Below are 20,353 nucleotides of genomic sequence, written 5' to 3' on the forward strand. Positions count from 1 at the left end.
TGTCGCCGTGAACAAAGTCCTTTTCGTCGCCTCCGAATGCTATCCGCTGGTCAAGACCGGGGGGCTCGCCGATGTCATCGGCGCCTTGCCGCTCGCGCTTGCCGGCGAAGGTGTCGATGCCCGCGTTCTGCTGCCGGCTTACCCGGAAGTTTGCGAAAGGCTCAAAGAAGCGGAAGCGCTTCCCTTGCCGGGCGGGAAGGTTCTCGGCCAGGACGGCCGCCTTCTCGCCGCGACGACGGAAGAGGGGCTCAAGGTCTGGGCGCTCGACGTGCCGGCCTTTTTTGCCCGCGTCGGCAATCCCTATGTCGGGCCAAATGGGCACGACTGGCCGGACAATCATCTGCGCTTTGCGGCCTTGTCGCGCGTCGCCGCCGATATCGCGGCCCGCGGCGTCGGTCGATGGCGACCGCAGCTTCTGCATATCCACGATTGGCAGGCCGGCCTCGTGCCGGCCTATCTCTCTGCGGATGAGATCGATCTGCCGACCCTCTTCACCATTCACAACATCGCCTTCCAGGGCGTCTTTCCCGCGGCCGAGATCACGCGCCTCGGTCTGCCGGGGCGCTATTACCACCGCGACCTGACCGAATTCTGGGGCCAGATCTCCTTCCTGAAGGCAGGCATTGCCATGTCGAGCAAGGTCTCGACGGTGAGCCCGACCTATGCGCGCGAGCTCGAAAGTCCCGAATTTGGCTGGGGCCTCGACGGCCTCATCCGCCACCGCCAGGCGGATATGTGCGGGATCTTGAACGGCATCGACGCCGGCGTCTGGGATCCGGCGAACGATCCGTTGATCGCGGCGCCCTATTCGGCCGAGAAGTCGGCGGGCAAGGCGCGCAACAAGGAGGCGCTGCAGGAGCGTCTCGGCCTTGAAAATGATCCGAACGCGCCGCTCCTTTGCGTCGTCAGTCGCCTGACTCAGCAAAAGGGCATGGACCTTCTTTTAGAAAATCTGCCCCAGCTCTTATGGCGGGGCGGGCAGCTTGCCGTTCTGGGCAGCGGTGAGGCGCATCTGGAAGCGGGCTTCCGCGAGGCGGCGTTCAACAATCCGGGCCGCGTCGCGACCGTCATCGGCTACAATGAACCGCTGTCGCATCTCCTGCAGGCGGGCGCGGATGCGATCGTCATCCCCTCGCGCTACGAGCCCTGCGGCCTGACCCAGCTCTACGGCCTGCGCTACGGCACTTTGCCGATCGTTGCGCGCACCGGCGGGCTCGCCGACACGATCATCGATGCCAATGCCGCTGCGGTGCAGGCGGGAACGGCGACCGGCTTTCAATTCGCGCCGGTAACCCCTGAAGGGCTGCGCCATACGCTCGACCGTGCCTTCGATCTGTGGGCCGACCGAAAGGCCTGGCGTGTTGCCCGGCGCGCCGCGATGCAATCCGATTTCGGCTGGTCCGCCTCGGCCCGGCTCTACAGAAACCTCTACCGGCGCATGCTCAAAGACGCGCGCCAGAAGAAGATGGGAGAGACAAGGTGAACATTGAGACCGTGTCGACAAAGCCGATCGCCGGACAGAAGCCCGGCACGTCGGGCCTCAGGAAGAAGACCGCGGCCTTTTTGGAGCCCGGCTATCTCGAAAACTACATCGCTGCGATCATCGAAGGCATCGGCGGTGTCGAAGGCGCCACGATGGTGATCGGCGGCGACGGCCGCTTCGGCAATCGTCAGGCGATCAAGACGCTCGTGCGGATGCTTGCCGCCGCGGGCGCGAAGCATCTCATCATCGGCCAGAACGGGCTTCTGTCGACCCCGGCCGCTTCCTGCGTCATTCGCAAGCGCCAGGCGACGGGCGGCTTCATCTTCTCCGCCAGCCACAATCCCGGTGGCGAGCACGGCGATTTCGGTCTCAAATACAATCTCGCCAATGGCGGGCCGGCCCCCGAAAACGTCACCTCCGCGATCTATAAGGTGACGCAGACGCTTTCCTCTTACAAGATTGCCGATCTCGACGAGATCGACCTCTCCAAAGTGGCGACGGTCGAGCATGACGGCCTCGTGATCGAAGTGATCGATCCGGTCACGGATTATGCCGCCCTCATGGAAGAGCTCTTCGATTTCGATGCGATCTCGGGTCTCTTCGCCTCCGGCTTCCGCCTCGCCTACGATGCGATGCATGCCGCGACCGGCCCCTATGCGAAGGCGATCCTGGAAGGTCGTCTGGGGGCGGCTGTGGGAACGGTGCGCAACGGCGAGCCGCTGCCGGATTTCGGTGGCCTGCACCCCGATCCGAACCCCGTCCACGCCAAGGCGCTTTTCGACCTCATGGCCGCGCCGGAGGCGCCCGATATGGGCGCGGCCTCCGATGGCGACGGCGACCGCAATCTCGTTCTCGGCCCCGGCCTGCCGGTCTCGCCGTCCGATTCCATAGCGGTCCTTGCCGCCAATGCGCATCTCGCGCCCGGCTACAAGCGTGGCCTTGCCGGCGTTGCGCGCTCCATGCCGACGAGCCGCGCCCTCGACCGCGTGGCCGAAGAGCTCGGCATTTCCCTCTACGAGACGCCGACCGGCTGGAAATTCTTCGGCAACCTTCTCGACGCCGGAAAAATCACCATGTGCGGCGAGGAAAGTGCTGGGGCCGGTTCCGACCATGTGCGCGAGAAGGACGGGCTGTGGGCGGTGCTTCTGTGGCTCAACATCCTCGCCGTCCGCCGTCAGTCGATTCCCGAGATCGTGCGCGAGCATTGGGCGCGCTTCGGGCGCAATTACTATACGCGCCACGATTATGAGGCGATCGAGACGGAGCGTGCGGAAACGCTGATGTCGGAGCTGACGGCGCGCCTCGGCTCTCTCAAGGGTGAGACAGCCGGCTCCCTCACCATCGAAGGCGCCGACGAATTCGCCTATCATGACCCGATCGATGGCTCCCTCGCCGAGCATCAGGGGCTTCGCATCCTCTTCGAGGGCGGCGGCCGCGCCGTCTTCCGGCTGTCGGGCACCGGCACGGAGGGTGCGACCTTGCGTGTCTACCTGGAGCGCTTCGAGCCGGCGGGCGGCGATCACACTCAGGAACCGCAGCAGGCGCTCGCCGAGATCATCGCGGCGGCAGGCGAGGTGGCCGGCATCGAAAAGCACACCGGCCGCACCGAGCCCGACGTCATCACCTGAGTGGTGACGCCTTTTTGTGAGGAGGAAAGCGCGGCCTGAAGCTCTAATCCCAGGCCGCGCCTTCGAGCGTATTGAGTGGAATCTTGAGATAGCGCCGGCCATTTGCCTCCGGCTCCGGCAGGCGCCCGCCGTTCATATTGATCTGCAGCGCGTGCAGGATCAGCTTCGGCATCGGCAGGCTTTTGTCGCGTTTGTTGCGCAGTTCCACATAGGTGGCCTGCGTCTGCGCCTGCTGCAGATGCTTGTTCTTCGCCTTCTGTTCGCCGACTGTCGATTCCCATTGCGGCTCGCGCCCGTCCGGCATGTAATCGTGGCCGGTGAAGAGGCGCGTCCCCTCGGGAAGCTTCAGGATCTCTTGGATCGAGGTCCAAAGCGTCGCGGCATCGGCGCCCGGAAAATCCGCCCGCGCCGTGCCGAAATCCGGCTGGAACAGCGTATCGTGGACAAAGGCCGCATCGCCGATCACGTAGGTGACAGAGGCAAGCGTGTGGCCCGGCGAGAACATGACGCGGCCTTCGATCTCGCCGATGCGGAAATCGTCGCCGTCGGCGAAGAGCCGATCCCACTGCCTCCCGTCAGCCGGAAAATCCGGCCAATTGTAGAGGTCCTTCCAGAGCTTCTGCACGTCGGTGACGTGCGCACCGATGGCGCGGGGAGCGCTGGTCGTTTCCTGCAGGTAATGGGCGGCCGAGAGATGGTCGGCATGTGGATGCGTGTCGAGGATCCATTCCGCGACGAGGCCTTCCCGTTCGATAAAAGCGAGGATCTGGTCGGCGTTGAAGGTGGCGGTTGCCCCGGATTTTTCATCGTAATCGAGCACCGGGTCGATGATCGCACAGCGTTTCGTTGCGGGATCTGCCACGACATACTGCACGGAAAAGGTTCGCTTATCGAAAAAAGCGGTGACGGCGGGCTTTGCGGAATGGCGCATCGTATCCTCTCTTGTTTCTGACGCCCACCACATGGATCACATTCAGAAAATTGCAAATGTGATGTCCGGCGTCTGCTCCCTTGACCCGCGGGACCCTTCCTGCAACGCCGTGCAACCGGACCTGTCTGCGAAGAGCGCCTACCGCCAGACGCGCCGGCGTCCTGTCCGGCCTCGGTGAGCCCTGTCCGGATTTGATGAGCCATGTCCGGCTGTGATGAGGAAGAATGCTGATGAGCGTCGATGCGTCGCCCCGCGTTGAAATCAAGATCCTGGATGAACGTCTCCGGGATTGGGGCCTGCCGCTCGCGCATTCCGCAATGGCGGCCGGCGTCGATCTCAGGGCGTGCCTCGAAGCGCCTCTCGCACTCGATGCAGGAGCGCCCGCGGTGCTCATTCCGGCGGGCTTCGCTCTTTCGATTGCCAATCCCCACATTGCGGCTCTGATCCTGCCGCGCTCCGGGGCCGGGCATAAACGGGGCCTTGTTCTCGGCAATGGTGTGGGGCTGATCGACGCGGACTATCACGGTCCGATCATGATCAGCGCCTGGAACCGCAACGCCTCGGGGAAGGCAATTCTGATCGAGCCCGGAGAGCGCATCGCGCAGATGCTTTTCGTGCCGGTCCTGACCCCGCGTTTGCAGGAAGTGGCAGAGTTTTCGGGCCTTAGCGAGCGGGGTGAGGGCGGTTTCGGCTCGACGGGCTGACCTCGCCGCATCGATTCAAAAGACCGCGCGCACTCGTTTCACGAGACGAAAATTGTTCCCGGATGCGCAATTTGTGCGCCACTCTTCGAGGCGGCGCACAGCCCCGGGAAGCCGCCGATCTTGGCTCCATTGAGGCGGAAAGATGGCAGCTAACTGTTGACTCGCTAGCCCCTCGGCCATACCTGTCCTGCTACCCAATCCTCTTTTAGTTGAAATCGCAAAGGACCAAGCGACTTGAGCGAAAGCGAGACGCTTGTTGTCAAAAATCTTTTTAAGGTTTTCGGCGACGACCCCGCAAAGGCGATCTCCCTCTACCGCGAGGGGCTCGATAAAGACGGGATTTACGAGAAGACGGGGATGACGGTCGGCGTCTGCGACGCCAGTTTTACGGTTCACGAGGGCGAAATCTTTGTCGTGATGGGGCTTTCCGGCTCCGGCAAATCGACGCTCGTGCGCATGTTGAACCGGCTGATCGATCCATCCGCTGGCGAGATCATCGTCAAGGGCTCCGACATTGCGGCTATGTCCGACAAGGAGCTCATGCATTTCCGTCGCAAGCACATCAGCATGGTGTTCCAATCCTTCGCACTGCTGCCACATCTCACTGTGGTGCAGAACGCCGCCTTCGGGCTGGAGCTCGCCGGCGTGCCACTGGCCCAGCGTGAGGAAAGAGCCCGCGCCGCGCTCGCCCAGGTCGGGCTCGAGGCCCGCGGCGACAGCTACCCCAACGAACTCTCTGGCGGCATGCAGCAGCGCGTCGGTCTGGCGCGCGCGCTTGCTGTCGATCCGTCCATCCTTCTGATGGATGAGGCGTTTTCTGCCCTTGATCCATTGATCCGCACCGAGATGCAGGATGAGCTGGTGACTTTGCAGGAAGAGCAGAAGCGCACAGTCATCTTCATCTCTCACGATCTCGACGAGGCCATGCGCATCGGTGATCGCATCGCCATCATGGAAGGCGGCCGCGTCGTGCAGGTTGGTACACCTGATGAGATCTTGAACAATCCGGCCGATGATTACGTCGCCTCCTTCTTCCGCGGCGTGAACGTGTCGAACGTCCTCACCGCCGGCGACGTGGCCGTGCGGGAACAGGTGACGACGGTGGAGCGCGACGGCCAGATCCGCAGCATTCTGCAGCGTATCGGCAAGGCCGACCGCGACTACGCCTATGTCCTCGATCGCCGCAAGCACTTCCACGGTGTCGTTTCCGCGGCCTCGCTCGAAGAGCAGGTGAAATCGGGAAAGCCCGAACTGCGGAATGCCTTCCTCCCCGATATCGAGCCTTTGAAGGCGGATACGCGGATCGGAGAGATCATCGGCGCCGTTGCGGCCGCGCCCTGCGGCCTGCCGGTGGTCGACGACGAAGGGCGCTATCTCGGCGTCGTCTCAAAGGCGCTGCTTCTGCAAGCCTTGGACAGGGAGACCGCGCAAGATGCCTGAGACCAGCAATCCATGGGCCTCGTCGGCCCAAAGCGGTGCTGACAGCGCGGCCTCTTCCGGCGCCGACGCTGTTGCACAGACACCAGACGGAGCCGCCTCCGGGGGCGCCGATGCGGCCACCGGTGCGGCCAATCCCTGGGGCGCGAGCGGCGGCACCGATGCCGGCGTTCCAGCCGGGGCGGGCTCTTCGACCCCGGATTGGTTGAGCCAGGCGGCCCCCCCGCCGCAGCACCATTTCGATATCATGCATCCGTTCGATCGGGCGATCATTCCGATCGAAGACTGGGTTGAGCACCTCCTCGACTGGGTGGTCGCCAATTTCCGCCCGATCTTCCAGGCCGTTCGCCTGCCGATCGACTGGGTGCTGTCGGCCATTCAAAGCGCGCTTCTCGGCGTGCCGGCGGTCATTATGATCGTCCTCCTCGGTCTGCTCGCCTGGCAGGCGGCAGGACCACGGCTCGGTATCGGCGCGGTGATCGCTCTGACCTTCATTGGCGCGATCGGCGCCTGGGATCAGAGCATGGTGACGCTGGCGCTGGTCTTCACATCCGTCTTCTTCTGCATTCTGATCGGGTTGCCGACTGGCATCTTCCTGGCGCGCAACGATCGCGCTGCTCAGATCATCCGTCCGATCCTCGATGCCATGCAGACGACGCCAGCCTTCGTGTATCTCGTGCCGATCGTGATGCTTTTCGGTATCGGCAACGTGCCTGGCGTCATCGTGACGATCATCTTCGCGCTGCCGCCTCTGATCCGCCTCACCAATCTCGGCATCCGCCAGGTTCCGGGCGATCTGATCGAGGCGGCGAAGAGCTTCGGCTCATCGAAGCGGCAGCTCCTCTACAAGGTGCAGCTGCCGATCGCCATGCCGACGATCATGGCCGGCGTGAACCAGACGCTGATGTTGGCGCTGTCGATGGTGGTGATCGCGTCGATGATCGCGGTCGGCGGCCTCGGTCAGATGGTTCTGCGCGGCATCGGCCGGCTCGACATGGGCCTTGCCACCGTCGGCGGCATCGGCATCGTGCTTTTGGCAATCATCATCGATCGGATGACACAGTCGCTCGGTATCACCAAGCGGGACCGCGGCAATGTCGCATGGTACGAAACCGGTCCTGTTGGATTGGTGCGCCGCCTCACCGGACGTGGCTCTGCCGCGTCGCGGGATGCGAAGACCGACCCCAAAGAAGCGTAGGCCCGGCGGCACCCAGCCGGACCTGCAGAACGGCCGTCCCGCGGCCACGATGAAAACCCCGAAGGGAGATCACATCATGAACTACCCGATGACACCGAAAGCCTTGCGCGGGCTTGCGGCTGCTGCCGGCCTCACGGCCGCACTCGCAGCGGGCTCTGCGCTTGCCCAGGACAAGCCGGGCGAAGGCGTGGAAGTGATTCCGCTCAAATCCTCCATCGCGGAGGAGACGTTCCAGACCGTTCTCGTCAACAAGGCGCTTGAAGAGCTGGGCTACGATGTCCAGCCGATCAAGGAGCTGGAATATGCGACGGCCTATGTGGCGCTCGCCAATGGCGACGGCACCTTCATGGCCGACAGCTGGGATCCGCTGCACAAGGATTTCTTCGAGGAAGCCGGCGGCAAGGATAAGATCTACCGCGAAGGCGTTTTCTCGCCGGGTGCGCTGCAGGGTTATCTGATCGACAAGAAGACGGCCGAAGAGCACAACATCACCAATCTCGGCCAGCTCAAGGATCCGGAGATCGCCAAGATCTTCGACCATGACGGCGACGGCAAGGCCGACCTCACCGGCTGCACCCCGGGCTGGGGCTGCGAGAAGGTGATCGAGCATCAGCTCGACGCGTTCGACCTGCGCGACACGGTCACCCACAACCAGGGCTCCTATTCCGCGATCATCGCCGACACGATCACCCGCTACAAGCAGGGCGAGCCGGTCCTCTATTACACCTGGACGCCTTACTGGGTGTCTGGCGTGCTCGTTCCGGGCAAGGACGTGGTCTGGCTGAACGTGCCGTTCTCCTCGCTTCCGGGTGAGCGCAAGGACGTCGACACCTCGCTGCCGGACGGCTCCAACTACGGCTTCCAGGCCAACGAGCAGAAGATCGCTGCCAACCGCGAATTTGCGGAAGCCAACCCGGCGGCTGCGAAGCTCTTCTCTGTCATGGAGATCTCGGCGAACGACATTTCCGCTGAGAACCTTCTGATGCGCGACGGCCAGGATTCCGAGGAAGACATCGAGCGTCACGCTGATGCCTGGATCAAGGGCCACCAGGAAGAGTGGAACGATTGGCTGGACCAGGCTCGCGCCGCGGCCGAGTAAGCGACAGCCCACCGGGATGCGGCCGCGTTGCCGCATCCAAGAATTCTGGAAGGCCGGCTCCGAGCGAGCCGGCCTTTTTCTTTGGCCACTTTCTTGGGTCGCGTGCGGGTTCTTTCGACCGCGGAGGGGTGGTCAAATCTCGGGACCGCGCTCTTTGCGGTGGCACGACGACAGGCTGAAGCGAAAAGGGGGCGACGCATGGTCGATTGGGTGAGACACGCCATTGCCTGGCATGTTTATCCGCTGGGTTTTGCGGGCGCAGAGGCGGAGAATGATCGCGCGGCGCCGGTGGCGCACCGCCTTCCGCGGCTCGAGACCTACCTCGACTATGCCGTGGAGCTCGGCGCGTCGGCACTTGCGCTGGGGCCGATTTTTCAGTCGGCCACGCACGGCTACGACACGCTCGATTATTTTGCCGTCGACCGCCGCCTCGGCGACGAGGACGACTTCGATCGCCTGGTCCACGAGGCTCATGCCCGCGGCCTCAAGATCATTCTCGACGGCGTGTTCAACCATGTCGGCCGTGACCACCCGTTCTTCCGCGATGTGATTGAGCACGGTCCGCAAAGCGACAAGGCAGCCTGGTTTCGCCTGACATGGCCGCAGGACTGGCAGCCGGGGCGCGAACCGCAATACGAGAATTTCGAAGGCCACGATCAGCTCGTCTCACTCAATCACGACGAGCCGGCGGTGGCAGAATACGTCGCCTCGGTCATGGATCATTGGCTGGCGCGCGGCGCCGATGGCTGGCGCCTGGATGCGGCCTATGCGGTGCCGCCGGCGTTCTGGGCAAAGATCCTGCCCGGACTTCGTCAAAAGCACCCGAACGCTTTCATCTTCGGCGAGGTCATTCACGGCGACTACCCGGCCATCGTCCGGGAATCGGGCTTTGATTCGCTCACCCAGTACGAATTGTGGAAGGCCTTATGGAGCGCCCTCAACGACCGCAATTTCTTCGAGCTGGCCTGGGCCTTGGAGCGCAATGATGCGCTCTTGGACGATTTCGTGCCCGTCACCTTCCTCGGCAATCACGACGTGACACGCATCGCCTCCAAGCTGACCGACGAGCGTCATCTGCCGCATGCCGTGGTGCTCCTTTTCACCCTGCCTGGCACGCCCTTCGTCTATTATGGCGACGAACAGGCCTTCCGCGGCATCAAAGAAGATCGGATCGGCGGCGATGATGCGATCCGCCCGGCGTTTCCCGACGGTCCTGCTGAGCTGTCGAAGCTCGGGGCGCCGATCTTCCGCTTGCATCAGGCGCTGATCGGCCTTCGCCGGCGCCATGCCTGGCTGCACGGCGCGCGGGTCACGGTGCACCACCTCGAAAACGAGGCCCTCGTTTATGAGAGCGCCGCGGAGGGAGAGAAGATTCTCGTCGCCCTCAATCTGCAGGAGGCGCCCGCCCGCCTGCCAGTCCCGACCGCGCGTGAGCTGCTTGCGGGCGAGGCGACCCTCGAAGGTGACGGCACGGACCGTGTCGCCGTGGTGCCGGCGCATGGCTTTGCAGTGTTCGGCTGCTGACCCGCCACGCCTCACCCGGGAGGAAACACGACGCTGGGAGCCCGGCCTTTCTTGCCCGGAAGCCCCTCGTGCATCCTTTTGGGCCGCCCGGCAGTTGGTATCGACAACCATGAGGCGGAAGAAAAGGAGCAGCCCTTGACCAGCACCATCAATGCCATGTTGGGCGGCCTCATCGGCGGCGCAATCGTGACCGCCGTGATCGCGGCCGGCCGTCAAAGCGGATTGGCCGACATCGCGCTTCCTGAAGAGGAGGAGGCGCTTTTCGATCGGCCCTCGCAGGCCCTCTCGCGCCGGCACGATGCGCGTGTCTGGGCATCGGCCCAGGGCAACCATCTCCTCGCCGCCGCGGGCTTCGGTCAGGCCTATTCGGTTGTGCGTGAGCGCTTTCCGACGGTCTCACCGGCGCTTCTCGGGGCGGGTTTCGGTGCGCTCCTGCATGTCGTGACCTCGGCGGGCCTCGGCCGTGCGGTCGGCATCGCCCATGGCCGCTTTCGCGCTCCCGAGGGTCAGGCCGGCAAGCGCTTCGGCATGCATATCATCTTCGGCGTGGCGACGGCGCTTGCCACCGACATGATCGAGCGCCGCCGCCGATAAGGCATCGTCGCGGGACGCCGGCGCCCTGAAACTTCAGTACGCATGTGTGCTTTGCCGAAATGGAATCTGGTGCTCCCCGCGGGTGTGTTTCTGAAATGGCGTTCTTTTGCAGCGGTCCGAATTGCGGAGCTGCACCTCGCCGGGAACAGCGGCGGGGCCTAGGTTGTTGGCCTAGAGATTTCCGAAATTTTCGATGGAGGACGCCATGAACGATCAGGCGCTTCAGCGCGACGTCACTGCCCGCAAGCCGGGTCGTGGTCGCATCTACAATTCGATTACTGAGACGATCGGCGACACGCCCATCGTACGCCTCGACAAGCTCGCCAAGGAGAAGGGCGTTCAGGCCAATCTTCTGGCGAAGCTCGAATTCTTCAACCCGATCGCCTCGGTGAAGGATCGCATCGGCGTGGCCATGCTGGATGCGCTGGAGCGCGAGGGCAAGGCAAAGCCCGGCGAGACGACACTGATTGAGCCGACATCCGGCAACACCGGCATCGCGCTCGCCTTCGCAGCGGCCGCCAAGGGCTACAAGCTGATCCTCGTTATGCCCGAGACGATGTCGATCGAGCGTCGCAAGATGGTGGCGCTCTTGGGCGCCGAGCTCGTCCTTACCGAAGGCCCGAAGGGCATGAAGGGCGCCATCGCCAAGGCGGAGGAGCTTCTCGAGCAGACGCCGAATTCCGTCATGCCGCAACAGTTCGACAATCCGGCCAATCCGGAGATCCACCGCAAGACGACGGCCGAGGAGATCTGGAACGATACGGGCGGCGCGATCGATGCCCTCGTGGCTGGTATCGGCACGGGCGGCACCATCACCGGCACCGGCCAGGTGCTGAAGGAGCGCAAGCCCGATATCCGCATTGTTGCGGTCGAGCCGGCCGACAGCCCGGTTCTGGCCGGCGGCACTCCCGGCCCGCACAAAATCCAGGGCATCGGCGCAGGTTTTGCCCCGAAGGTGCTCGACACCTCGATCTATGACGAGATCATTCCGGCGACCAATGACGAGTCCTTCGAATATGCCCGCCTCGTGGCGCAGCTTGAAGGCGTGCCGGTAGGCATTTCCTCAGGCGCGGCCCTGTCGGCTGCCGTGAAGCTCGGTCAGCGGCCGGAATTTGCGGGCAAGAACATCGTCGTAATCATCCCCTCCTTCGCCGAGCGCTATCTGTCGACGCCGCTTTTCGAAGGTCTCGGTGAGTAAGAGACAGGATCGACGCCAACACAGGCTTCGACCATATTCTCCGGGAAAGGCGGCCTTCGGGCCGCCTTTTTCATTGGCTGCTTTTTCGTCGGGGGGTGGGTGACAGGTGCCGGCCTTCCCCCTTTCAGAAACGAAGGAAAGAGCCGCGCGGTCACATCGGACCGCTTATCCCTTGTCCAGCACCAATCCGGCCGGCTCCGTCTTCGCCCCGTAACGGCAGAGATCGGCGATGACGCAATCGGGGCATTTCGGTTTGCGCGCCACGCAGACATAGCGCCCGTGCAGGATCAGCCAGTGATGGGCGTGGAGCTTGAAATCGTCGGGCACGACTTTTTCGAGCATCAGCTCCACGGCGAGCGGATCCTTGCCGGGCGCGAGCCCCGTCCGGTTGGACACCCGAAAAATATGCGTGTCGACGGCGATGGTCTTTTCGCCGAAGGCGACGTTCATGACGACATTGGCGGTCTTGCGCCCGACGCCCGGCAGCTTTTCCAGGGCTTCCCGGCTCGGCGGCACTTCGCCCTGATATTCGTCGATGAGCTGCTGCGACAGCGCCACGACGTTCTTCGCCTTGTTGCGGTAAAGCCCGATCGTCTTGATGTGCTCGCGCACGGCCTCCTCGCCGAGCGCCACCATCTTGTCCGGTGTCGGGGCGACGCGGAAGAGCTCTTTGGTCGCCTTGTTGACGCCGGCATCCGTCGCCTGCGCCGACAAAACCACAGCGACGAGCAGCGTGTAGGGGTCGGTGTGCACGAGCTCGCTCGTCGGCTCCGGCCGCTCCGCCTTCAGCCGCGAGAACAAGGTGACGATCTCGTCTTTGGAGAGGAGGGAGGCGGCGGGCGCCGCTTTCTTCCTTTTGACACTCGTGTTTTTGCCCATCTTCTCCCTATAATCATTCCAAATGAATGAGAGCAACGCGCCTGTCGCCACGTCCGGCGACGCGGAGATCTTTTCGGCCACGTTGACGCCGCACCGTTCGCTGGGCCCGCGGGGCTTCGTTGCGGTCATGGCGGTCTTCGGCGCGACCTGTTTTCTGTCCAGCCTGTTGTTCTGGCGTCTCGGAGCCTGGCCGATCGGCGCCTTTTTCGGCCTCGACTTCCTGATCCTGTGGTGCGCCTTCGCGCTCAGTTACCGCTCCGGCCGGGCCTTCGAGGACGTGACCGTGAGCCGCAGAGATCTCCTCATCCGCAAGGTCGCCCCGAACGGGCGGGCGCGCGAGTTGAGGCTCGATCCCTATTGGAGCCGGCTGGAGGTGCGCGAGCTCGAAGACGAAGGCGTGGTGCGCCTTCACCTCGTCAGCCGGGGCGAGAATGTGACAATCGGTGAATTCCTCAATCCCGACGACCGGGCGAGCCTTGCCGATGCGCTGCGCGACGCGCTCCATGCTGTCAGACGTCCGCCTGCCTTCGCCGAAACCATGGTGGAGGCGGGCTAGTCCACCGCCCGGTGCGCAAGAAACGGGTGGCAGCGGCGTCGAAGCGCGGTCATCGTACAGCCTGGAGGACCGCTATGACCATGCACAGCCCCCTTGCTTCTTCCATGACGAACCGCGACCCGACGAACCCCGAGACCGACTACGCAATCGTCTGCGCGGTGATCGCCTATCTCAGCCGGAATTACCGGGACCAGCCGGAACTCGAGGAGATCGCCGCCGAGGTCGGCATGAGCCCGACGCGCCTGCACAAGCTGTTCACGCGCTGGTGCGGCCTGTCGCCGAAGGGGTTTCTGCAGGCGGTCACCCTCGATCACGCCAAGCGGCTTCTCGATCAATCCGCCAATCTTCTCGACACGAGCTACGAGCTCGGCCTTTCGGGTCCTGGGCGCCTGCACGATCTCTTCGTCACCCACCATGCCATGACGCCGGGTGCATATAAGAGCCGTGGCGAGGGGCTGGAGATCGCCTATGGGTTCCACGCCTCGCCCTTCGGCAAGGCTCTGCTTTTGGTGACGGATTACGGCCTCGCCGGCCTCGCATTCGCCGATCCGGGCGAGGAAGAGGCGACACTTGCCGAAATGACGGGGCGGTTTCCGCAGGCCCGCTATCGCCATGCCCCGGACGCGACGGCGCGCTATGCCGAGCGCGTCTTCGAACCCTCGGCCTGGCGAGCCGAGGAGCCTCTGCGCGTCGTCTTCATCGGCTCCGACTTCGAGGTGCGCGTCTGGGAAAACCTCCTCAAAATTCCCGTGGGCGCGGCGACGAGCTACGGCGCTTTGGCGAAAAAGCTCGAACGGCCGAAGGCGGCCCGTGCCGTCGGTGCCGCTGTTGGCCGCAATCCGATTTCTTTCGTTGTGCCCTGTCATCGCGTCGTCGGGGCAAAGGGCGCGCTCACCGGCTACCATTGGGGCATCACCCGCAAGCGCGCCATGCTCGGCTGGGAATCGGGGCTCCTCACGAAGGATTGAAGCCGCCCGCAGGTCTCGCTCAGGCTGGACCTCGGGACAGCCCGCCAGCATAGTCTGAGGGCCGAGCGGGAGACGACGATGACGACAAAGGAATGGCAGGCGGTCGACAGCTATCTCGAAGCGACCGTCGTAGGGTCCGATGACGCGCTTCAGGCGGCGCTCGCAGCCAACGAGGCGGCCGGCCTCCCGGCGATCGATGTCTCCCCGGCCCAGGGCAAACTCCTTCACCTTCTCGCCCGCATGGCGGGAGCGAAACGCATTTTGGAGATCGGCACGCTCGGCGGCTATTCGACCATCTGGCTGGCCCGCGCCCTTCCGGACGATGGCCGTCTCGTAAGCCTCGAAGCGGCGGAAGAGCATGCGGCGGTGGCGCGCGCCAACATCACCCGGGCAGGGCTGGCGGAGAAGGTCGAGATCCGTGTCGCCCCCGCGCTCGAGACCCTGCCTGGCCTCGTCGAGGAGGGAGAAGGCCCCTTCGATTTCATCTTCATCGACGCGGATAAGCCGAACAACCCGGCCTATCTGGAATGGGCGCTGAAGCTTTCGCGGTCCGGCACCGTCATCCTCGGCGACAATGTCGTGCGGGACGGGAAGGTGAGAGACCCGCAATCCTCCGAGCCGGGTGTCGTCGGCACGCGCCGCTTCCTGGAGATGATCGGTGATGAGCCGCGGCTCTCGGCGACGGCGATCCAGACCGTCGGCGCCAAGGGTTGGGACGGCTTCGTTCTCGCCGTCGTTGCCTGACGGGCTGGCGCTTCGGCAGGTGGATCAGAGGTTTGCCGGAAGATGGCGCCGGTCGCGCCGCCCTTGACGAAGCGAGGCGCCGGGTCCATCTCCCGTCCACGATGTGAAAGCGCGCAATTTGTCGCGTGCGATGAGGTTTCGATGTTCATCCAGACCGAAGAAACGCCCAACCCAGCAACGCTGAAGTTCCTGCCCGGGCGGGACGTGCTGCCGGCCGATACGCGCGATTTCCGCACAGCGGAAGAAGCCGCATCCTCGCCCTTGGCAGAACGGATCTTCGCCGTCGACGGCGTTGCCGGGGTCTTTCTCGGCCAGGATTTCATCACCGTCACCAAGGACGATGCGGAATGGCAGCACATGAAGCCGGCCGTCCTCGGCGCCATCATGGAGCATTACCTCTCCGGCGAGCCGGTGCTCGCCGATGCACATGAGGAAGAGGACGGCGACGAATTCTTCGACAATGCCGACAGTGAGACGGTTGGCATGATCAAGGAATTGATCGAAACGCGGGTTCGTCCGGCCGTGGCCAATGACGGCGGCGACATCACCTTCAAAGGCTTCAAGAACGGCGTCGTGTTTCTCAACATGCGCGGCGCCTGCGCCGGCTGCCCGTCGTCGACGGCGACGTTGAAGCACGGCATCGAGAACCTTTTGCGTCATTTCGTGCCGGACGTTCAGGAGGTGCGCCCGGTCTGATCGGGTCAGCCCTTCGCTTTCTTCATCTCGACAGCGATTGCCCCCGTGAGTAGAGCGGGGGTGATGCTTCTCGCCCTCGACACTGCCGGACCTTTTTGCGCCGTCGCGCTCGCAACCCTCCAAGACGGCCAGATCAATTGTCATGCCCGCCGCGAGGTGGAGATCGGCCGCGGTCATGCCGAGCGGCTTTTCCCCTTGATCGAGGAATGCCTGGCTGACGCTTCCGTCGATTATTCCGATCTGACGGCGGTTGCGACCACGCTCGGCCCGGGCTCCTTCACCGGCATCCGCATCGGCGTTGCGGCCGCGCGCGGGCTTGCGCTCGCACTCCAAATCCCTGCCCTCGGCGTCGATGTCCTCGAGGCGCTGTGCGAGGGCGTGCGCCACGGCGAGGCCGCGCATCGTGCGGCAGGTCTCGTCGCAGCGATCCTTGATGCCGGCCGCGGCAACGTCTTCCTGCGCATGGAAGAGATTTCCTCTCGAGAGGAGATCATCGCCTCGCAACGGGAAGTGCAGGACGAGGCGGCCGCCTTTCTTGCGCCCTATGCGTTCGAGGGGCTCGTGGTTTGTGGCGCGGGCGCCAATGGTATTGCGGGGATGCTCGCAGCCGACGGTCTTCCCGCGATCGTCGCCGATGCGCGTCCCTCCGCCGACATCGCCATGGTCGCCCGTCTTGCCCTTTCAGGGCATGCGGTGAGCCCGCCCGCACCGCTTTATCTGCGTCCTCCCGACGCCAAACCGCAGACGGACAAATCCCTGAGACGGCGCCTTAAGACATCATGATACCCCGTATCGAGATCACCCTGCGCGAGGCGACGTCAGAGGACAGCCCGATTCTCGCCCGCATCCACGCCGACGCCTTCCGCCACGCCTGGACCGATGGCGACTTCGCGTCTTTCCTGTCTCAGAATGGCGTGAAGGCGCTGGTGGCGTTCCATACCGGCCGCGTGACGCGTCGGGCGCCGGCCGGCTTCATCCTTTATCGTCAGGCAGCGGACGATTCGGAGGTTCTGACGCTTGCCGTCCTGAACGCCTATCGGCGGCGCGGCATCGCCCAGAGGCTCGTCGAAGAGACGATGCGGCGGCTCTACCACGAGCGGGTGGCGACGCTGCATCTCGAGGTGGAGGCCGGCAACGCGGCGGCCGTCTCGCTCTACCGGAAGCTCGGCTTCGAGGAGGTCGGCAAAAGGCCGGCCTATTATGCCCGCGATGATCAGACCCGCCTGCCGGCGCTTGTCATGCGCCGGGATCTCCTCTAGCCGCAGCTCCGGAGACAAACCCATGCACGACACGCCGCGTTGCCCGCATCAGGCGAATGCCTGCCGTTGTGGCGGTCTCTCGTTACGCCTGGTGCGCGCCGTGACGGCGCCGATCGCAGGGTAGGGCTCGGATGTTTGCACATCTCCGGCTTGCCGCGGCGGCCTTTCTGTTCCTCCTGTCTCTGCCTTTTGCCATTCCGGCGCAGGCGCTGGGCCTCTGGCTCGGTGGCCGTTGGCCGAAGATCGTGCCGCTGTACTGGCACCGCTTCGTTCTGCGCCTCTTCGATATCCACCTTTTCGTGCATGGGAAGATCGCCGGCGAACGCCCGCTGCTTCTCCTCGCCAATCACATCTCCTGGCTCGATATCCCGGTCTTGAGCGCGATCGCCCCGGTCTCGTTCATCGCCAAGAAGGAGGTGGCCGACTGGCCGCTTTTCGGTCTCTTCGCCAAATTGCAGCGCTCCGTCTTCATCGACCGGGATAGGCGCCATCAGACCGGCAAGGCGGCCGATGAGATCGCGGGGCGTCTCGTCGCCGGCGATGTCATGGTGCTTTTCCCGGAAGGTACCTCGTCCGATGGCAACAAGGTGCTCGCCTTTCGCTCCGCCATCGTCGGTGCCGCCCAGCGCAGTTTTTCGGACGGTCGGCCCGTCACGCTGCAGCCGGTGGCGATAGCCTATACCCGCATGCTCGGCATGCCGTTCGGTCGTCAGCACCGGCCGTGGGTCGCCTGGTATGGCGGTATGGGTCTCCTGCCGCATCTGAGCCGCTTGATGTCACAGGGGGCCGTCGATGTGCATGTCGTCTTCCTGCCGCCCGTGACGATCACCCGCGACGGCGACCGCAAGCGTGTGACGCGTGCGGCGGGTGCGCTCGTCAAAGAGGTGGTGGCCGAGCTCAATGCCGGCCGCGATCCCCAAAAAGTGATGCGCATGGTCGAAGAAATATCGCTTGAACCTGAGCCTGAAAGGGCCTAGCGAGCGCGGCTCAATTCGGTTAAAGCTGGTATATGATGCGCTTGGCGAGGAGCACGCGCCGTTTTTCATGAACACGGCGAGACGCAAAGTTTTCATCAAGACGTACGGATGTCAGATGAACGTCTACGATTCCGATCGTATGACGGACGTGCTGGCACGTGACGGCTATGATGCTGTCGAGACGGCGGAAGACGCCGATCTTATTGTCCTGAACACCTGCCATATCCGCGAAAAGGCCGCCGAGAAGGTCTATTCCGAGGTCGGTCGCCTGCGCCCCTTGAAAGAGGCGGCGAAGGAGGAAGGCCGGCGCGTGGAGATCGCCATCGCCGGCTGTGTGGCGCAGGCCGAAGGTGAGGAGATCATCCGCCGCGCGCCGATCGTCGATGTCGTCGTCGGCCCGCAGAGCTATCATCGTCTCGGCGCCGCGCTTGCGCGCGCCCGTGAAGGCGGCGCGGCGGTGGAGACCGAATTCCCGGCGGAAGACAAATTCGACCATATTCCCTCGCGCGCCCGCGCACGTCCCGGGCTCGCGCTCAATCCGACGGCGTTCCTCACGGTGCAGGAAGGCTGTGACAAGTTCTGCACCTTCTGCGTCGTGCCTTATACGCGCGGCGGCGAATTCTCCCGTCCGGTCGCCAAGATCCTCGCCGAAGCGCGGCGTCTCGTCGGCTCCGGCGTGCGCGAGATCATGCTTCTCGGCCAGAACGTCAACGCCTATCACGGTGAGGCCGAGGACGGGTCCGACTGGTCGCTTGCCCGTCTCGTGCTTGAGCTGGCGGAGATCGAGGGGCTGGAGCGCATCCGCTACACGACCTCGCATCCGCGCGACATGGCCGACGATCTGATCGCCGCCCACCGCGACTGCGACAAGCTGATGCCGTATCTGCATCTTCCCGTGCAGTCGGGCTCCGACAAGATCCTTGCCGCCATGAACCGCCGTCATGGGCGTGACGAATATTTCCGTCTCGTCGATCGCCTGCGTGAGGCGCGCCCCGATCTTGCTCTGTCGGGCGATTTCATCGTCGGCTTTCCGGGCGAGAGCGAGGACGATTTCGCCGCCACGATGGATCTCGTCGCCCGCGTCGGCTACGCCTCGGCCTATTCCTTCAAATATTCGCCGCGTCCCGGCACGCCGGCGGCCGAGCGTGAGCAGCTGGACGAAGCCGTGAAGTCGGAACGTCTGCAGCGCCTTCAGGCGCTTTTGAGCGAGCAGCAGACGCGCTTCAATGCGGCCATGCGGGGCAGGGTGATCGATGTGCTCCTGGAAAAACCCGGCAGGCGCCCAGGCCAGCTCGTCGGCCGCTCGCCCTTCCTGCAGGCCGTGCATGTCGATGCGCCGGCGCATCTGATCGGCGAGATCGTATCCGTGAAGGTGGATGAGATCGGCGCCAACTCTCTTTTCGCCAGCCTGATGAGCCCCCCATTGGAAAGGCTTTCCGCCTGATGGCAGTGTCGCGTCCGCGGCCGAAGCGGGAAAGATCCGCGACTTCGGAAGAGATCGAACTCGTCTTCGACGACAACCGTCTGGCGAGTGCTCTTTTCGGCGAATACGACCAGAACCTTGCCCTGATCGAGCGGCGGATCGGCGTCGAAGCCGTCGCCCGCGGCAATGTCGTGCGCCTCATCGGCGAGCCGGACGAGCTGCGCCAGGCGCGCGCCATCCTCAACACGCTCTATCAGCGTCTCCTGGAAGGTCACGACGTGCTGCAGGGCGACGTGGAGGGTGCGATCCGCATGGCCGATACGCCGGGCGCGCAATGGTCGCTGCCAAGCCTGGAGACGGGCTCACGCGTGCAGCTTGCCCAAATCGGCACGCGCAAGCGCTCCGTCACCGCCCGCACGCCGCGCCAGGACACGTATATTCGGGCGATGGACCGTTGCGAGCTCATCTTCGGCATCGGTCCGGCCGGCACCGGCAAGACCTATCTCGCGGTCGCCTTCGCCGCCGCCCTTCTGGAGCGCGGCGACATCGAACGCATCATCTTATCGCGCCCCGCGGTCGAAGCCGGCGAGAGGCTCGGCTTTCTGCCGGGCGACATGCGCGAGAAGGTCGATCCCTATCTCAGGCCGCTTTACGACGCCCTCTATGACATGATGGCCGCCGACAAGGTGGAGCGGCTTCTCGCTTCCGGCACGATCGAGATCGCGCCGCTCGCCTTCATGCGCGGGCGCACGCTCTCCCATGCCGTCGTCATTCTCGACGAGGCGCAGAACACCACCGCCATGCAGATGAAGATGTTTTTGACCCGTCTCGGCGAGGGGTCGAAAATGGTGGTGACGGGCGACCCGACGCAGATCGATCTCAGGGAAGGCGACATTTCCGGCCTCATGGAAGCGACGCGCATCCTGAACGGCGTGGAAGGCATCGAGATCGTGCGCTTCGGCGCGGAGGACGTGGTGCGCCACGCCCTCGTGCAGCGCATCGTCGACGCCTATGACAAGCAAAGTCGTGCCGTCTCCAAGGGCGAGCTCTGAGGA

20 protein-coding genes are annotated in these 20,353 nt (G+C 64.2%); 18 read left to right on the plus strand and 2 right to left on the minus strand.

The window, feature by feature from the left end:
• Nucleotides 1-7: 7 nt before the first annotated feature.
• Nucleotides 8-1,483, plus strand: coding sequence for a glycogen synthase GlgA (gene glgA, locus NYQ83_RS16275; RefSeq protein ID WP_261215868.1), 1,476 nt, complete (start codon nucleotides 8-10; stop codon nucleotides 1,481-1,483).
• Nucleotides 1,480-3,111, plus strand: coding sequence for an alpha-D-glucose phosphate-specific phosphoglucomutase (locus tag NYQ83_RS16280; RefSeq protein WP_261215869.1), 1,632 nt, complete (start codon nucleotides 1,480-1,482; stop codon nucleotides 3,109-3,111). Before glgA ends, NYQ83_RS16280 begins: the two co-directional genes overlap by 4 nt.
• A 43-nt stretch (nucleotides 3,112-3,154) precedes the next feature.
• On the opposite strand, the gene NYQ83_RS16285 is transcribed toward NYQ83_RS16280, so the two are convergent.
• Nucleotides 3,155-4,042 (minus strand): MBL fold metallo-hydrolase, encoded by an 888-nt coding sequence (locus NYQ83_RS16285; RefSeq protein ID WP_261215870.1) that lies wholly within the window; start codon nucleotides 4,040-4,042, stop codon nucleotides 3,155-3,157.
• A 230-nt stretch (nucleotides 4,043-4,272) separates the two neighbouring features.
• On the opposite strand from NYQ83_RS16285, the gene dut reads away from it, so the two are divergent.
• The 7 genes from dut to cysK all read left to right on the plus strand — a co-directional run bounded on the left by dut (nucleotide 4,273) and on the right by cysK (nucleotide 11,796).
• On the plus strand, nucleotides 4,273-4,746 hold the full coding sequence (gene dut, locus NYQ83_RS16290; protein ID WP_261215872.1) for a dUTP diphosphatase: 474 nt from the start codon (nucleotides 4,273-4,275) through the stop codon (nucleotides 4,744-4,746).
• Nucleotides 4,747-4,980: 234 nt separating this feature from the next.
• On the plus strand, nucleotides 4,981-6,186 hold the full coding sequence (gene proV / locus NYQ83_RS16295; protein ID WP_261215874.1) for a glycine betaine/L-proline ABC transporter ATP-binding protein ProV: 1,206 nt from the start codon (nucleotides 4,981-4,983) through the stop codon (nucleotides 6,184-6,186).
• Complete coding sequence (proW, locus tag NYQ83_RS16300) at nucleotides 6,179-7,381, plus strand: glycine betaine/L-proline ABC transporter permease ProW (RefSeq protein WP_261215876.1); 1,203 nt, start codon at nucleotides 6,179-6,181, stop codon at nucleotides 7,379-7,381. The genes proV and proW overlap by 8 nt, the downstream gene beginning before the upstream one ends.
• A gap of 76 nt (nucleotides 7,382-7,457) precedes the next feature.
• Nucleotides 7,458-8,480 carry a glycine betaine/L-proline ABC transporter substrate-binding protein ProX gene (gene proX, locus NYQ83_RS16305; RefSeq protein ID WP_261215878.1) on the plus strand — a complete coding sequence of 341 codons (1,023 nt, stop codon included), beginning with the start codon at nucleotides 7,458-7,460 and terminating at the stop codon, nucleotides 8,478-8,480.
• A 198-nt stretch (nucleotides 8,481-8,678) separates the two neighbouring features.
• Nucleotides 8,679-10,004: an alpha-amylase family glycosyl hydrolase gene (locus tag NYQ83_RS16310; RefSeq protein ID WP_261215880.1), complete on the plus strand. Its 1,326-nt coding sequence runs from the start codon at nucleotides 8,679-8,681 to the stop codon at nucleotides 10,002-10,004.
• 135 nt (nucleotides 10,005-10,139) lie between these two features.
• Nucleotides 10,140-10,598 carry a hypothetical protein gene (locus NYQ83_RS16315; protein WP_128290338.1) on the plus strand — a complete coding sequence of 153 codons (459 nt, stop codon included), beginning with the start codon at nucleotides 10,140-10,142 and terminating at the stop codon, nucleotides 10,596-10,598.
• Between the two features lie 205 nt (nucleotides 10,599-10,803).
• The gene (gene cysK / locus NYQ83_RS16320) at nucleotides 10,804-11,796 is read left to right on the plus strand and encodes a cysteine synthase A (protein ID WP_261215882.1); all 993 of its coding nucleotides are present in this window, start codon (nucleotides 10,804-10,806) and stop codon (nucleotides 11,794-11,796) included.
• Nucleotides 11,797-11,961: 165 nt separating this feature from the next.
• Here cysK and nth read toward each other — a convergent pair whose 3' ends face one another.
• Entirely contained in the window at nucleotides 11,962-12,675 is a 714-nt protein-coding gene (gene nth, locus NYQ83_RS16325) for an endonuclease III (protein ID WP_261215884.1), read from the minus strand.
• 22 nt (nucleotides 12,676-12,697) lie between these two features.
• On the opposite strand from nth, the gene NYQ83_RS16330 reads away from it, so the two are divergent.
• From NYQ83_RS16330 to NYQ83_RS16370, 9 genes are all read left to right on the plus strand, one after another.
• Nucleotides 12,698-13,231 carry a DUF2244 domain-containing protein gene (locus tag NYQ83_RS16330; protein WP_261215886.1) on the plus strand — a complete coding sequence of 178 codons (534 nt, stop codon included), beginning with the start codon at nucleotides 12,698-12,700 and terminating at the stop codon, nucleotides 13,229-13,231.
• An 80-nt stretch (nucleotides 13,232-13,311) separates the two neighbouring features.
• Nucleotides 13,312-14,199 carry a bifunctional helix-turn-helix domain-containing protein/methylated-DNA--[protein]-cysteine S-methyltransferase gene (locus NYQ83_RS16335; RefSeq protein WP_261216225.1) on the plus strand — a complete coding sequence of 296 codons (888 nt, stop codon included), beginning with the start codon at nucleotides 13,312-13,314 and terminating at the stop codon, nucleotides 14,197-14,199.
• A gap of 78 nt (nucleotides 14,200-14,277) precedes the next feature.
• The gene (locus tag NYQ83_RS16340) at nucleotides 14,278-14,943 is read left to right on the plus strand and encodes an O-methyltransferase (protein ID WP_261215887.1); all 666 of its coding nucleotides are present in this window, start codon (nucleotides 14,278-14,280) and stop codon (nucleotides 14,941-14,943) included.
• A 141-nt stretch (nucleotides 14,944-15,084) separates the two neighbouring features.
• A complete protein-coding gene (locus NYQ83_RS16345) occupies nucleotides 15,085-15,639 on the plus strand; it encodes a NifU family protein (protein WP_128290332.1) in 555 nt (184 codons plus the stop codon).
• A gap of 45 nt (nucleotides 15,640-15,684) precedes the next feature.
• Nucleotides 15,685-16,422 (plus strand): tRNA (adenosine(37)-N6)-threonylcarbamoyltransferase complex dimerization subunit type 1 TsaB, encoded by a 738-nt coding sequence (gene tsaB / locus NYQ83_RS16350; RefSeq protein ID WP_261215888.1) that lies wholly within the window; start codon nucleotides 15,685-15,687, stop codon nucleotides 16,420-16,422.
• Nucleotides 16,419-16,898 (plus strand): GNAT family N-acetyltransferase, encoded by a 480-nt coding sequence (locus NYQ83_RS16355; protein ID WP_261215889.1) that lies wholly within the window; start codon nucleotides 16,419-16,421, stop codon nucleotides 16,896-16,898. Before tsaB ends, NYQ83_RS16355 begins: the two co-directional genes overlap by 4 nt.
• A 131-nt stretch (nucleotides 16,899-17,029) precedes the next feature.
• Nucleotides 17,030-17,875 carry a lysophospholipid acyltransferase family protein gene (locus NYQ83_RS16360; RefSeq protein ID WP_261215890.1) on the plus strand — a complete coding sequence of 282 codons (846 nt, stop codon included), beginning with the start codon at nucleotides 17,030-17,032 and terminating at the stop codon, nucleotides 17,873-17,875.
• A 67-nt stretch (nucleotides 17,876-17,942) separates the two neighbouring features.
• Entirely contained in the window at nucleotides 17,943-19,319 is a 1,377-nt protein-coding gene (gene miaB, locus NYQ83_RS16365) for a tRNA (N6-isopentenyl adenosine(37)-C2)-methylthiotransferase MiaB (protein WP_261215891.1), read from the plus strand.
• The gene (locus tag NYQ83_RS16370; protein ID WP_128290327.1) at nucleotides 19,319-20,350 is read left to right on the plus strand and encodes a PhoH family protein; all 1,032 of its coding nucleotides are present in this window, start codon (nucleotides 19,319-19,321) and stop codon (nucleotides 20,348-20,350) included. Before miaB ends, NYQ83_RS16370 begins: the two co-directional genes overlap by 1 nt.
• The last annotated feature ends 3 nt before the right edge of the window (nucleotides 20,351-20,353 follow it).

The organism is Afifella sp. JA880, assembly GCF_025379905.1.
Taxonomy (GTDB): domain Bacteria; phylum Pseudomonadota; class Alphaproteobacteria; order Rhizobiales; family Afifellaceae; genus Afifella; species Afifella aestuarii.